We start from the raw sequence: 12,778 nt of genomic DNA on the forward strand, positions 1-12,778 counted from the left end.
GTCCTCACTTACGCCTGGGATGACGCTTGGCCGCGTGTCCCGGGCCGCCGGTGAGGTGGTCGAGCCAGTCGCGGCCGGCCCTGAAGGTCCTGCGGGCCAGGGCGGCGGCCAGCTCGGGCGCGCTCATCGCCTCCACCTCGTGCCCCGCAGCCGTCCCCGCCGCCGTCCCCTCCTCCGGCCTCGTGCCGCCGGGCTTCTCGACGACAGGCCCGGCCCCCACCGCCGCATCCCGCACGACCTCTCCGGCTCCGGGGCCGACGTCCCGCGCGACCTCCCTGGCCCCGGTCCCGACGTCTCGCACCGCCTCTCCGGCTCCGGGCGCGACGTTCCGTACGACCTCTCCGGCCTCTGCCCCGACGTCCCGCACCGCGCCACCGGCGCCCGTGCCCACGTCTCGTACGACCTCCCCGGCCCCGGCCCCGACGTCACGGACCGCCGCGCCCGCGCCCGCCCCCACGTCCCGTACGGCGCCCCCGGTGCCGGCCCCGAGGTCGCGGACCGCGTGGCCGGCGCCCACGCCCACGTCGCGCACCGCGTGCCCCGCCCCGGCCCCGAGGTCGTGGACGGCGGACCCGAGCTCGCGCGTCACGTGCTCAAGGATCTGCGGGTTGTCGTCGATCGTGGTCAGCACCCGGTCGATGATGCGCGCGACGTTGTCCAGCCGCACCTGCAGCACCGCCTGCGCCTCCACGCCCTTGATCGTCAGGTTGACGCTCCCCAGCACCACGTCCGCGCCCACGTTCAGCCTGAGCAGATCCAGCACCTCGGCCTGCAGCGACACCTTGGCCCGCAGGTCCTGCACGTCCAGGACGAGCTCCTCGACCTTGACCATGGGCACGTCCAGGTAGACGTCCGGATCGGCGGCCTCCCACGAGGTCTCGGCATCGTCGCTCTCGGACATCGCTCTTCTCCTTGAGCCGGCCCCGAAGTCGTACAGCCGGGTGGCTACCCGCCCAGGGGACGATTCAGACGAGGGCATGCAGAGACCTGACCTCGTCTTGGAATCAGGCCGGGATTTCTCCCGAGCCGCGCGCCACGAGCTCGACCGGCACCTTCACCCGCCGCGCCACCCGCGACGGGTTGAGCAGGAGGTCGACCGCGCTGCGGGCCAGCCGGGCGACGTCGTAGCGGACCACGGTGACGCCGGGGTTGAACACGTCGGCGAGGGCGAAGTCGTCGAACCCCACGTACGCCGGCCGCTCGGGCCGCTCCCGCAGGGCTTGCAGGATCCCGATCGCGGCCCGGTTGTTGGTGGCGAAGAACGCGGTCGGCGGCTCGGGCAGGCCGAGCAGCCTGGTGACCTCGTGGGCGACCCGCGCGGGCTCGAACACCCCGCACACCACGAGCTCGTCGTCGGCCGCCACCCCGGCCCCGGCCAGCGCCGTACGGTAGCCGATGGCCCGGTCGTGCACCGAGCTCAGCCCGTCGTCGTCGGAGATCAGCGCGATGCGGCGGTGCCCGTGGGCCAGCAGGTGCTCGGTGGCGGCCCGGCCGCCCCACACGTCGTCGAGCAGGACCACGTCGGCCGCCTGCAGCCCGGACGGCACCCGGTCCACGAACACGGTGGTGAGGCCGGCGTGCTCGGCCAGCCAGCCGTGGTCGGCCGCCGAGGGGACGATGATGAGGGAGTCGACGCCCCGCGCGTACATGGACTCGATGAGCATGCGCTCCTTGGCGGAGCTCTCCTCGTACGAGCCGAACACGACCAGCGCCTCGTGCTCGGCGGAGGCGGCCTCGACGGCGGCGGCCAGGCGGGAGTAGAACTCGTTGGAGATGTTCTCCATGACCAGCCCCAGCGTCAGCATGGTCGCGCCCCTGGCCAGCCGGGCGGCGGCCTCGTTGCGGCGGTAGCCGAGCGCGCTGATCGCCGCCTGCACCCGCTGCTGCAGGGACGTCCTGACGTGCGGCTCCTGGTTGACCACCCGGGAGACGGTCTTGAGACTCACGCCCGCGTGCCTGGCCACGTCGGCCATCGTCGGCTTAGGCGTGCGAGCTGTCATAGTCTGCCCCCATGGATGACGATTGGATCTGTAGCCGGTTGGGCGAGGACGAGCCGTGGGTGCTGGGCGCGGTCAACCCGCCGGTGTACGAGAACTCGGTGTTCACGTTCGAGACCGCGGAGGAACTCGGCGAGGCGATCAAGAACGAGGACGAGCGCTACGTCTACTGGCGGGGGACCAACCCGACGGTCGACCTCGCCCAGCGTAAGCTCGCGGCGCTCGAGCGGGGAGAGCGGGCGAAGTGTTTCGGCTCGGGCATGGGCGCCATCTCGGCGACGATCTCCTCCCTCGTGTCGGCCGGCGACCACGTGCTGGTGCTGGGCGCGGTCTATGGACCCACCACCCAGTTCCTGCGCTATCTGGAGAAGTTCGGGGTCACGCACACGCATGTAGAGGACCTCGCGCAATGTGACAGCGCAATCAGGGGGAGCACCCGCCTACTCTACTTCGAGTCCCCTTCCTACATGGCCTACCAGGTCGTGGACATCGCCGGGATCACCGCGTGGGCGCGGGAGCACGGGCTGGTGACGGTGATGGACAACACCTGGTCCACGCCGCTGTTCCAGAAGCCGCTGACGATGGGGGTGGACCTCGTCGTGCACTCGCTGTCGAAGTACATCGGCGGGCACAGCGACCTGGTGGGCGGGGTCGTCGTGGGCTCCGCCCGGCTGGTCAGGCCGCTGGCGCTGACCGAGTACCAGCTCTACGGGGCCGCCATGTCGCCGCACGACGCGGCCAAGGTGATCAAGGGCCTGCGCACGCTGCCGGTCCGGATGGCGGCGCACCAGGAGCGCGGCCTGGCGGTGGCGGCCTTCCTGAACGATCATCCGGGGGTGCGGGCGGTGAACCATCCGGGGCTGCCGTCGCATCCGGGGCACGCGATCGCGCTGCGGCAGATGTCGGGGTTCTCCAGCCTGTTCAGCGTGGAGCTCGACACGGAGTCGCGGGAGAAGGTCTCAGCTTTTCTCGATAAATTGCGACATTTCAGGATCGGGGTGTCGTGGGGTGGGTTCGAGAGCCTGGTGAACGCACCCGCGCTGACCACCGAGGAGAGCGTGCGGGCCACGATGGGCATCCCCGTCGGTCTGGTGCGGCTCTCGGTCGGCCTGGAGCCCGCGGACACTTTGATCAAGGACCTTGGTCTGGCGCTTGAGGGGCTGGTCGCCTAGGTTGGCTCACAGCGCGTGACTGACAGCGCTGTCTAGAACCATCGCGGGAGGCTCGTCGTGAGAAACCCCCTCCTCCTGGCGGCCGTGGTCGCCGTGACGCTGGTGTCCGCCGGATGCGGCGGCTTCGGCTCGTCGTCCTCGGGCGAGATACGGCTGCGGATGATCGAGAGCCTGACCAGCCCGGAACGTACGAAGCTCATCAGGTCCCTGATCGCCGACTTCGAGAAGGCCAACCCCGGCGTCACCGTCGAACTCGTCTCCCCGCCCCTCGACAGCGCCGACCAGAAGATCACCCAGATCCTGCAGACGAAGAAGGACCTGGACGTGCTGGAAGTGCGCGACCACACGGCCAAGTCCTTCTCCAACAACGGCTGGCTGGCCGAGCTGCCCACCACGGACTGGGCCGGCTGGTCGGACCTGACCGAGCTGGCCCAGAAGAAGGCGGTCGAGGTCGGCGGCAAGCCCTACCTGATCCCGTACGGGTTCTACCAGCGGACCCTGTTCTACCGGACCGACTACGGCATGACCAAGCCCCCGGCCACCTGGCAGGAGCTGTACGAGGCGGGCAAGCAGATGACCTCGGGCGACCGCTTCGGCTACTCGTTCAGAGGCGGCAAGGGCGGGGCCGACTACGCGGTGATGATGATCAGCGCGTACAACGGCGAAGCCCTGGATCCCGAAAAATCCTTCTATCTGAAGGACAAGCGGACGATCTTCTCGACCCCGGAGGCCGCCCAGGCCCTCGACCTCTACGTGAAGATCTTCAAGGAGGCGTCGCCCCCCGACTCCGTCTCCTGGGGCTACCCGGAGATGGTCCAGGGCTTCACCTCGGGCGTCACCGGCATGCTCATCCAGGACCCGGAAGTGATCAAGACGGTCGAGGAGAGCGGCGTCACGGCCTGGTCCACCGCCCCCATCCCCAAGGGCCCGAGCGGGTACGCCTACCAGCCCGTCGGCTACGCCGGCTGGGGCGCGACCTCCTTCACCAAGCACCCGAAGGAGGCGGTCAAGCTGGTGCAGTTCCTGTCGGAGGCCAAGCAGAGCATCGCCTTCGCCAAGGGCAACTCGCTCATCCCGATCTCCAAGCAGGCCCAGAGCGACCCGCAGTTCTCGCAGGGCGCGTGGAAGGCGTACCTGGAGGCCCAGCAGGACCCCAAGCAGGTGATCACGATCAGGCCGGTCGACTACCCCGGCTGGAGCCAGTTCCTGGTCGACTCCGACCGTGACGTCCAGGCCCTGATCACCGGCAAGAAGAGCACGGCCGAGGTGCTGAAGGCGTGGGACGCCTTCTGGGCGGACCAGGCCAAGAAGGTGTCGTGAACCGCGCCTTCACCGTCCGCAGGGCCCGGTTCATCGCGCTGTGCCTGCTGCCTGGCGTGGTGTTCGTGGTGCTGTTCACGTACTACCCGATGATCCGCGGCGCGGTGATCGCGTTCCAGCGCTACAACCTGTTCGACCTGACCTCGACGCCCTTCGTCGGCCTGGAGAACTTCCGGGCCGTCCTGGGGGAGGAGCGGTTCTGGACGGCGCTGCGCAACACCGGCACGTGGGTCGCCGTGTCGCTGTTCTTCCAGTTCTTCCTCGGCTTCGGGCTGGCGCTGCTGCTGCGGCGCCACTTCCGGGGCCGGGGGCTCTACCAGGCGTGGGTCTTCTTCCCCTGGGCGATGTCGGGGTTCCTGATCGGGCTGCTGTGGCGGTGGATGTTCAACGGCCAGTTCGGCGTGATCAACGACCTGCTGCTCAAGACGGGGCTCATCGACGGGCGCATCGGCTTCCTGGCCACGCCGGGCTGGGCGATGACCTCGGTGATCGTGGCCAACATCTGGTACGGCGTCACGTTCTTCGCCATCATGATCATGGCCGCGCTGCAGTCGGTGCCCAAGGAGCTCTACGAGGCGGCCTCCGTCGACGGGGCTTCCCGGCTGCGCCAGTTCTGGCACGTCACGCTGCCGCACATCAGGCCCACCCTGGCGCTGATCGTGCTGCTGCGGATCATCTGGATCCTCAACTTCCCCGACCTGATCTACTCCATGACCGGCGGCGGCCCGGCCGGCAGCACCGACATCATCACCACGTTCCTCATCCAGCAGGTCATCGGCGGCGACTACGGCCGGGCGGGCGCGGTCGGCCTGCTCATCCTGGGCCTGCTGCTGGCCTTCAGCGTCTTCTACCTGAACGCCACGAGATTCGAGAAGGCCCGATGAGGCGGCTCGCGCTCACGGCCAAGGTCGTCGTGCTCGGCGCCTGGCTGCTGATCACCCTGTTCCCGCTGTACTGGATCGTCGTCACCTCGCTGAAGCCCAAGCCGGAGATCTTCTCGGTGCCGCTGCGGTACTGGCCGGCGAACCCGACCTTCGAGCACTACGCCGAGTTGTTCTCGTTCGCCGACTTCGGCGCGTACCTGCTCAACTCCCTGCTCGTCTCGCTCGCCGCCGCCGCGGCGGTGACCGCGATCGGCGTGCTGGGCGGCTACACGCTGGCCCGCTTCGCCTTCCCCGGGCGCGGCATGCTGATGCTGGCGTTCCTGGTCACCCAGATGATCCCGCTGTTCATCGCGCTCGGGCCGCTCTACCTGCTGATGTCCGACCTCGACCTGCTCAACCGCCTGTCGGGGCTGATGCTGGTGTACGTGGCCATGCTGGTGCCGTTCGCCACGATCATCATGCGCGGCTTCTACGAGCGGGTGCCGGTGGCGCTGGAGGAGGCCGCGCAGGTGGACGGCGCCTCCCGGCTGGTGGCCATGGTGCGGGTGGTCATCCCGGTGATGCTGCCGGGGATCGCGGCCACGTTCATCTTCGCGTTCGTGCAGTGCTGGAACGAGCTGTTCCTGGCGATCACGTTCATCGACAGCGAGGACGCCAAGACGATCCCGGTGGCGATGAACTCCTTCATCACCCAGTACGACATCGACTGGGGCTCGATGGCCGCGGCCACGGTCGTGTCGGTGGTGCCCACGCTGGTGTTGTTCGCCGCGATCCGGCGCTACATCGTCGAGGGACTGACGGCTGGAGCCGTAAAGGGGTGATTGGGATAGCCGACCGCTCATCGCGCTAGACGGACCTTTCACCGCAGGCCATCCCCAACTAATCGCCCGCCCGCAGCGGCTCGGCGAACAACCCTCCTTGGGATCTCCACGACAGGTAGGTTGCGCTCTTACGTTGGGCGTGATCCGCATCACAGTGGAGGTCTCGTGACGACACAAGAACATGACGCATCGGTCTATGAGCAAATGCAGGAGAGAAGTGAGTTCCAGGAACTGAAACGGCGCTTCCGCCGCTGGACTTTCCCCATGACCGTGGCGTTCCTCGTCTGGTACCTGCTCTACGTGGTGCTGTCCGGCTGGGCGCGCGGGTTCATGGCCATCGAGCTGATCGGTGAGATCAACGTGGGGCTCGTCTTCGGGCTGCTGCAGTTCCTCTCCACGTTCCTCATCGCGTGGGCGTACGCCAGGCACGCGGAGAAGGTGCTCGACCCGATCGCCGACAAGCTGCGCCATGAGGTGGAGGAGGAGACCCAGTGACCTCGACGACCCTGGGGATGATCCTCTTCCTCACCTTCGTGGCCGCCACCCTGGCGATCACCTTCTGGGCGAGCCGTCAGACCAAGACCGCCGCCGACTACTACGCCGGCGGCCGGTCGTTCAGCGGCGTGCAGAACGGCCTGGCGATCGGCGGCGACTACATGTCGGCCGCGTCCTTCCTCGGCATCGCGGGCATCATCGCGCTGTCCGGCTACGACGGGTTCCTGTACTCCATCGGGTTCCTGGTCGCCTGGCTGGTGGCGCTGCTGCTGGTGGCCGAGCTGATGCGGAACTCCGGCAAGTTCACCATGGCCGACGTGCTGGCCTTCAGGATGAGCCCGCGCCCGGTCCGCACCGCGGCCGGCGTGTCCACGATCGTGGTCAGCATCTTCTACCTGCTGGCGCAGATGGTGGGCGCGGGCGCGCTGGTCGGTTTGCTGCTCGGCATCGACAGCCCGGCCGGCAAGGCGTGGACGATCGTCGGCGTCGGCGCCCTGATGATCGTGTACGTGGTCTTCGGCGGCATGAAGGGCACCACCTGGGTCCAGATCGTCAAGGCCGTGCTGCTCATGAGCGGCGCCGCCCTGGTGACGCTGCTGGTGCTGGGCAAGTTCGGCTTCAACCTGTCGGCCCTGCTCGGCCAGGCGGCCACGGTCAGCGGCCCCAAGGCCAACCCCGAGGCGTTCCTCAGCCCGGGCCAGAAGTACGGCACCGAGGCGCAGGGCCTGGCGGGCAAGATCGACCTGATCAGCCTGGGCCTGGCCCTGGTGCTGGGCACGGCGGGTCTGCCGCACATCCTGATCCGCTTCTACACCGTTCCCACCGCGAAGGACGCCCGCAAGTCGGTTCTGTGGGGCATCGGCATCATCGGCGTCTTCTACCTCCTGACCCTGGTCCTCGGCTTCGGCGCGGCGGCCCTGGTCGGCAAGACGGCGATCGCCGAGGGAGACGCGGCGGGCAACACCGCGGCGCCGATGCTGGCGCAACGGATCGGCGAGGAGATCTTCGGCTCGTTCGGCGGCACGATCCTGCTGGCGCTGATCGGAGCCGTGGCCTTCGCCACGATCCTGGCCGTGGTCGCCGGGCTCACGCTGGCCTCCTCCTCCAGCTTCTCGCACGACCTGTACGCGCACGTCTTCAAGCGCGGCCAGGCCAGCGAGCGCCAGGAGGTCGTGGTGGCCCGCATCTCCGCCTTCGTCATCGGCGCGGTCGCGATCGGCCTGGGCATCCTCGCCCAGGGCCAGAACGTGGCGTTCCTGGTGGCGCTGGCGTTCGCGGTGGCGGCCTCGGGCAACCTGCCGGCGATCCTCTACAGCCTGTTCTGGAAGAGGTTCAACACGGCCGGCGCGGTCGCGGCCATCTACGGCGGCCTGGTCTCCGCGCTGGCGCTGGTGATCTTCTCGCCCGTGGTGTCCGGCGGTCCGACGGCGCTGTTCAAGACGGCCGACTTCGTCATCTTCCCGCTGAGCAACCCCGGCATCGTCTCCATCCCGCTGGGCTTCCTGTGCGGCTACATCGGCACCGTGCTCAGCAAGGAGTACAACGCGGCCAAGTACGCCGAGATCGAGGTCCGCTCGCTCACCGGCGTCGGCGCGGAGAAGGCGTCGAAGCACTGACCCTGCTCGGCAACCACAGCAGGGCTTGACCAACAGGGCGCCCGTACCCCCCCTGCCCCTGGGGCGCCTGCCCGATGAGGGTCCGGCCGGACTTCCCGGCCGGGCCCTCTCGCGTGTGCGGGATCGCCCGCGGGGCAGGAGACGCCGGCCGTTCCGCGACCGGGGACCGGGTAATCTGAGCAACCCGTCAACACGGAAAGGCGCTCGATGCCCGGTGCGCGACTCCGGCCGGTGGATCTGGCGCGTGAGCACGGCCTGTCGACCCAGGCGGTCCGCAACTACGAGGACGCGGGCATCCTGCCGCCCGCCGCCCGCACCGAGTACGGCTACCGCACCTACACCCGCCTGCACTCCCGGGCTCTGGGCGCGTTCCTCGCCCTGGTGCCCGCCCATGGCCACCGGACCGCCACGTCGATCATGTGCGCCGTGCACCGGGACGCGGAGGAGGAGGCGTTGCGGCTGATCGACGAGAGCCACGCCCAGCTGCTCGACGACCGCCGTACCCTCCGGGCCGTCGAACAGGCCCTGCGCGCCCTGGAACCGCCGGACCCGTCACCGGTCGCCGGCACGTTCATCGGCCCGCTGGCCGTCCGGCTCGGCATCCGGCCCGCGACCCTGCGCAAGTGGGAACGGGCCGGGCTGGTCACGCCGCGCCGCGATCCGCAGACGGGGTATCGCGTCTACTCGGCCGCCGACGTACGGGACGCGCAGCTCGCGCACCAGCTCAGGAGAGGCGGCTACCCGCTGGAGCAGATCGCCCTGCTGCTCGCCCAGGTCCGGGCGGCCGGCGGTCTCGCGCCCCTGGAGAGCGCACTGAACGACTGGCACGAGCGGCTGTCGGCCCGCGGCCGCGCGATGCTGCACGGCGCCGCCGAACTGCACGCGTACCTGAACGCCCGCACTCCGAGCGCCGACCGAACCGGACCAGAGTGAACCGGGGATGGGGCGTCAGGCGAGCGGGAACACCTCGCTCTCCGTCCAGCGCTCACCGTCCACGCACACCAGCAGTGTCACGGCCCGCGCCCGGGACGTCAGCGGCAGCTCCCCGTCCAGGGCCGACTCCTCCACCACGCCGGCGCGCCCCAGGGTCAGGTGCGGGATGATCGTGTCGTACGCCCCGCCGTACGGAGGCGTCTCCGGCCAGCGCGCCACGACCGCCTCCGTCAGCCGGACGAACGGCTCGGCGGGCTCCGGCGCCAGGTAGACCACCTCGGGAAAGCGCCCGACCCGCCGGAAGCCGACGTCCACGGCCGGATGCAGCCGGAACAGCGCCCGCAGCTCGGTTCGCACGTTGTCGTCGATCCGGCTCGTGTGCAGGAACGGCACCAGCACGGTCACGTGTGCCGGGATGCCGTCCTCGCGCTCCCGCCACCGCCCCACCAGCGCCTCCGCCTCCGGCACCGTCACCACCAGCGCCGTATCCCCGGCCCGATGCGCCGCCTTCCGCTCGCCCCCACCCGCCGAGCTCCCCGCACCCGCACCCTCGCCCACGTCACGCCGTTCCGTCATCGCTCCCCTCAGCTCACACTGCCCCCGCATGCCCTTGCCACCAGCGTGTATCGCATTTCTTTGGCCCTCGCCACCACGACGTCTCGCGTCGGTCCGAGCAGGGCGTCAGGGGTCGCTCGGTCCCTGCTTTATTCGGATATTTCGGGAAAGACTGCACTGGATTCGGGTGCGACCTAATAGTCTCCCGGGGGTGCAGAATTCGCTGACTTTCACCGACCTTCTCGACGACGCCGCCCTGATCTCCTTGGAACACCAGCTGCATCTGGAAGAAGTCCTGGCCGAGCACAGCTGGCACGTGGACCTCCAGGCGCAGCGTTTCGAGTTCACCGGGGTGCGGCCTCGCACGTGCACCGCCTTCCACCTGCTCGGCAGCGCCGCCCCCGGCCCGGGCTCGTGGTTGTGGGCGTGGGCGAACCCGTCCGGTTTCCCGCCCGAGGTCGCGGCGACGGCCGCGAAATTGCGCGACTTCGGGCTCCAGCACGGCATCCAGGAGCTGGCCTCGGCGGAGGTCCCGTTCAGTGCGCTGCCGGGCTCGCCCACGGAGCCGCATATCGTCGCCGGGCTGATGACCGAGGCGGCCAAGGCGGTGACCGGCCTCTGGACCTCCTACAACGGTGACGCGGGCGGCGGCACGCGCGCGGCCTTCCTGGTGGAGCACCCCGACTTCCACCTGCCTGTGATCGAGTCGGTCCGCGTCATGCGGGTCATGCAGCAGGCGCTCGCCGGCCTGCGCCTGTCGGACCACCGGCGGGTGGTGTACAGCTACGCCAAGCACCGGGGCCTCGGTGTGAGGTTCGACGGCGACCAGGCCACGCTCTCCGGGCCCGGCCTGTCGGCGGTCGTGGACTTCGACGGGCTGGGGCGGATCGCCCACATCAACGCCAACCTGTCGTCCGCGAACGGCGGCTGAGCCCGCCCGTCCAACATCGACACCGCCGGGACGGCGCCTGACGCCGCCCCCGCTATCAACGCCCCTCCGGCAGCGGCGCCGCCCTGACAGCCCCCGGACGGAAAAGCCGTGGCCCGGGTCAAGGGGCTCGGGTAACTTGCTCCGCATGCTGGCCTACCCCGACAAACCGGCGCCCGGTGACAGAGTCGCGATCCTGTCCCCGGCCGCCGGGCTGCCCGCCATCTTCCCCGCCCCGTACGAGCTGGGCCTGTCCCGCCTGGAGAAGGGCTTCGGGCTCATCCCGGTCGAATACCCGACCACCCGTGTGCTCGGCGCCTCCCCGGCCGCGCGCGCCGCCGACGTCAACGCGGCCTTCGCCGATCCGTCGATCAAGGCCGTGCTGACCTCCATCGGCGGCGAAGACCAGATCAAGGTGCTGCGTCACCTCGACCCCGACGTCCTGCGCGCGAACCCGAAGCCGTTCTTCGGCCTCAGCGACAACACCAACCTGTGCAACTACCTGTGGAACCTCGGCATCGTCTCCTACTACGGCGGCGCGATCATGACCGCGTTCGGCCGCGGCGGCGCGATGCACGCGCAGACCGAAGAGGCCCTGCGGGCCGCGCTGTTCACGCACGACGAGTACGAGCTGCGTCCCGCGACGGGCCACAGCGACGTCGACCGCGACTGGGGCGACCTGGAGACGCTGCTGAGCGAGCCCGAGCTGTTCCCCGGCGACGGCTGGCAGTGGCACGGCCCGGAACGTGAGGTGACCGGCCCTTCCTGGGGTGGCTGCCTGGAGATCGTCGACTGGAACCTGCGCGTCGGCACCCACATCAGGCCGCCCGCCACGTACGACGGCTGCGTGCTGTTCCTGGAGACCTCGGAGGAGCTGCCCGACGCGAATTACGTCTACCGCGTGGTCATGGCCATGGGCGAGCGCGGCCTGCTCCAGCACTTCGGCGCCGCCGTCGTCGGCCGGCCCAAGGCGTGGTCGATGGACAAGCGGCTGACGCCGGAGGGCAAGGCCGAGTACATCGCCGCCCAGCGGGAAGCCGTGCTGAGGGCGTTCACCGAGTACAACCCGGACATTCCACTGGTCTTCAACGTGGACGTCGGGCACACGGACCCGCAACTGGTCGTCCCGTACGGCGGCACCGTCACCGTCGCCCCCGCAGCCGGCCGCATCACCGTGCGCTACTGAGCACCGCCACCCGGGAGAACCACGAAAATGACGATCTTCGGTCCCGTCATCGACGTCCGCCCCTTGTTCCCGCGCGAACGGCAGGCCCTGCTCGGCCTGCTGCGCGCCCTCGGCCCGGGGGACTGGTCGAAGGAGACGATCTGTCCGGGCTGGGACGTGCACGACATCGCCGGACACGTGCTCAACGACTACCTGCGGCGCCTGTCGGGCAGCCGCGACGGCTACGCGGGCGCCGTCTTCGCCGACGACGAGACGCTGCCCGCCTACCTCGCGCGGACGAACGGGGAGTTCGTCGCGGCCACCCGCCAGCTCAGCCCGAGACTGCTGATCGAGCTGCTGGAGCATCTCGGGCCCCAGCTCGACGCCGTCTGGGCGGCGCACGACCTGGAGTCACCGGCCGGCCTGAACGTGTCCTGGGCCGCCACCGACGTCGACAGCCCCACGTGGCTCGACATCGGGCGCGAGTACACCGAGTTCTGGGTGCACCAGCAGCAGATCCGCGACGCCGTGTCCATGCCGGGAGCCACCCAGCCGGAGCTCATGGCTCCGGTGCCGTACCTCTTCGCCCGCGCCCTGCCGCACACCCTGCGCACGATCGAGCGGCCCGAGGGGACGGCGGCCGAGCTGGAGGTGCTGGGGCCGGCCGGTGGACGGTGGAGCACGGTACGGCGCGACGGCCGCTGGCGCATGGCGGAGGACGCGGGCGAGCCGGCCGCGCGGGTCTCGATGGACCAGGACGTGTTCTGGCGGCTGGCGAGCAGGGGCATCACCGTGGGGGAGGCGCGCGAGCGTTCCACGTCGAGCGGCGACCCCGAGCTCACGGCCGCGATGACGACCCTGCTCGCCGTCGTCGCCTGAGCCCGACCCCGGG

Annotated in this window: 13 protein-coding genes; 10 read left to right on the forward strand and 3 right to left on the reverse strand. The window is 69.8% G+C overall.

Annotation, left to right across the window (positions count from 1 at the left end; all coding sequences use genetic code 11):
• Window positions 1–4: 4 nt before the first annotated feature.
• Window positions 5–901 (reverse strand): hypothetical protein, encoded by an 897-nt coding sequence (locus AB0C27_RS18150; protein WP_357845056.1) that lies wholly within the window; start codon window positions 899–901, stop codon window positions 5–7.
• Window positions 902–1,004: 103 nt separating this feature from the next.
• Window positions 1,005–2,000, reverse strand: a complete 996-nt coding sequence (locus tag AB0C27_RS18155) for a LacI family DNA-binding transcriptional regulator (RefSeq protein WP_357845059.1) — start codon at window positions 1,998–2,000, stop codon at window positions 1,005–1,007.
• A gap of 11 nt (window positions 2,001–2,011) precedes the next feature.
• On the opposite strand from AB0C27_RS18155, the gene AB0C27_RS18160 reads away from it, so the two are divergent.
• The 7 genes from AB0C27_RS18160 to AB0C27_RS18190 all read left to right on the forward strand — a co-directional run bounded on the left by AB0C27_RS18160 (window position 2,012) and on the right by AB0C27_RS18190 (window position 9,238).
• On the forward strand, window positions 2,012–3,169 hold the full coding sequence (locus AB0C27_RS18160; protein WP_357845062.1) for a PLP-dependent aspartate aminotransferase family protein: 1,158 nt from the start codon (window positions 2,012–2,014) through the stop codon (window positions 3,167–3,169).
• 57 nt (window positions 3,170–3,226) lie between these two features.
• Window positions 3,227–4,489, forward strand: coding sequence for a sugar ABC transporter substrate-binding protein (locus tag AB0C27_RS18165; RefSeq protein WP_357845065.1), 1,263 nt, complete (start codon window positions 3,227–3,229; stop codon window positions 4,487–4,489).
• On the forward strand, window positions 4,486–5,373 hold the full coding sequence (locus AB0C27_RS18170) for a sugar ABC transporter permease (RefSeq protein WP_357845068.1): 888 nt from the start codon (window positions 4,486–4,488) through the stop codon (window positions 5,371–5,373). Before AB0C27_RS18165 ends, AB0C27_RS18170 begins: the two co-directional genes overlap by 4 nt.
• Complete coding sequence (locus AB0C27_RS18175) at window positions 5,370–6,194, forward strand: carbohydrate ABC transporter permease (RefSeq protein ID WP_357845071.1); 825 nt, start codon at window positions 5,370–5,372, stop codon at window positions 6,192–6,194. Before AB0C27_RS18170 ends, AB0C27_RS18175 begins: the two co-directional genes overlap by 4 nt.
• 204 nt (window positions 6,195–6,398) lie before the next feature.
• Window positions 6,399–6,689, forward strand: coding sequence for a DUF485 domain-containing protein (locus AB0C27_RS18180; protein ID WP_357845074.1), 291 nt, complete (start codon window positions 6,399–6,401; stop codon window positions 6,687–6,689).
• A 17-nt stretch (window positions 6,690–6,706) separates the two neighbouring features.
• Window positions 6,707–8,305, forward strand: coding sequence for a cation acetate symporter (locus AB0C27_RS18185; protein ID WP_357845304.1), 1,599 nt, complete (start codon window positions 6,707–6,709; stop codon window positions 8,303–8,305).
• Window positions 8,306–8,512: 207 nt separating this feature from the next.
• Entirely contained in the window at window positions 8,513–9,238 is a 726-nt protein-coding gene (locus AB0C27_RS18190; protein ID WP_357845076.1) for a TioE family transcriptional regulator, read from the forward strand.
• A gap of 15 nt (window positions 9,239–9,253) precedes the next feature.
• On the opposite strand, the gene AB0C27_RS18195 is transcribed toward AB0C27_RS18190, so the two are convergent.
• Window positions 9,254–9,814 carry a 2'-5' RNA ligase family protein gene (locus tag AB0C27_RS18195; protein ID WP_357845079.1) on the reverse strand — a complete coding sequence of 187 codons (561 nt, stop codon included), beginning with the start codon at window positions 9,812–9,814 and terminating at the stop codon, window positions 9,254–9,256.
• 190 nt (window positions 9,815–10,004) lie between these two features.
• Here AB0C27_RS18195 and AB0C27_RS18200 point away from each other — a divergent pair, with 190 nt between their 5' ends.
• From AB0C27_RS18200 to AB0C27_RS18210, 3 genes are all read left to right on the forward strand, one after another.
• On the forward strand, window positions 10,005–10,724 hold the full coding sequence (locus AB0C27_RS18200) for a DUF6882 domain-containing protein (protein ID WP_357845082.1): 720 nt from the start codon (window positions 10,005–10,007) through the stop codon (window positions 10,722–10,724).
• Window positions 10,725–10,869: 145 nt separating this feature from the next.
• Window positions 10,870–11,907: a S66 peptidase family protein gene (locus AB0C27_RS18205; RefSeq protein WP_357845085.1), complete on the forward strand. Its 1,038-nt coding sequence runs from the start codon at window positions 10,870–10,872 to the stop codon at window positions 11,905–11,907.
• A gap of 27 nt (window positions 11,908–11,934) precedes the next feature.
• Window positions 11,935–12,765 carry a maleylpyruvate isomerase N-terminal domain-containing protein gene (locus AB0C27_RS18210; RefSeq protein ID WP_357845088.1) on the forward strand — a complete coding sequence of 277 codons (831 nt, stop codon included), beginning with the start codon at window positions 11,935–11,937 and terminating at the stop codon, window positions 12,763–12,765.
• The last annotated feature ends 13 nt before the right edge of the window (window positions 12,766–12,778 follow it).

Source organism: Nonomuraea sp. NPDC048882 (assembly GCF_040649755.1).
Classification (GTDB): Bacteria; Actinomycetota; Actinomycetes; order Streptosporangiales; family Streptosporangiaceae; genus Nonomuraea; species Nonomuraea maheshkhaliensis.

Excerpts from the sequence above, each read along its gene's own strand:
- AB0C27_RS18185 (WP_357845304.1), top strand. The coding sequence starts at position 6,707 with ATGATCCTCTTCCTCACCTTCGTGGCCGCCACCCTGGCGATCACCTTC.
- AB0C27_RS18175 (WP_357845071.1), top strand. The coding sequence starts at position 5,370 with ATGAGGCGGCTCGCGCTCACGGCCAAGGTCGTCGTGCTCGGCGCCTGG.
- AB0C27_RS18210 (WP_357845088.1), top strand. The coding sequence starts at position 11,935 with ATGACGATCTTCGGTCCCGTCATCGACGTCCGCCCCTTGTTCCCGCGC.
- AB0C27_RS18205 (WP_357845085.1), top strand. The coding sequence starts at position 10,870 with ATGCTGGCCTACCCCGACAAACCGGCGCCCGGTGACAGAGTCGCGATC.
- AB0C27_RS18195 (WP_357845079.1), bottom strand. The coding sequence starts at position 9,814 with ATGACGGAACGGCGTGACGTGGGCGAGGGTGCGGGTGCGGGGAGCTCG.
- AB0C27_RS18160 (WP_357845062.1), top strand. The coding sequence starts at position 2,012 with ATGGATGACGATTGGATCTGTAGCCGGTTGGGCGAGGACGAGCCGTGG.
- AB0C27_RS18150 (WP_357845056.1), bottom strand. The coding sequence starts at position 901 with ATGTCCGAGAGCGACGATGCCGAGACCTCGTGGGAGGCCGCCGATCCG.
- AB0C27_RS18155 (WP_357845059.1), bottom strand. The coding sequence starts at position 2,000 with ATGACAGCTCGCACGCCTAAGCCGACGATGGCCGACGTGGCCAGGCAC.
- AB0C27_RS18190 (WP_357845076.1), top strand. The coding sequence starts at position 8,513 with ATGCCCGGTGCGCGACTCCGGCCGGTGGATCTGGCGCGTGAGCACGGC.
- AB0C27_RS18180 (WP_357845074.1), top strand. The coding sequence starts at position 6,399 with ATGCAGGAGAGAAGTGAGTTCCAGGAACTGAAACGGCGCTTCCGCCGC.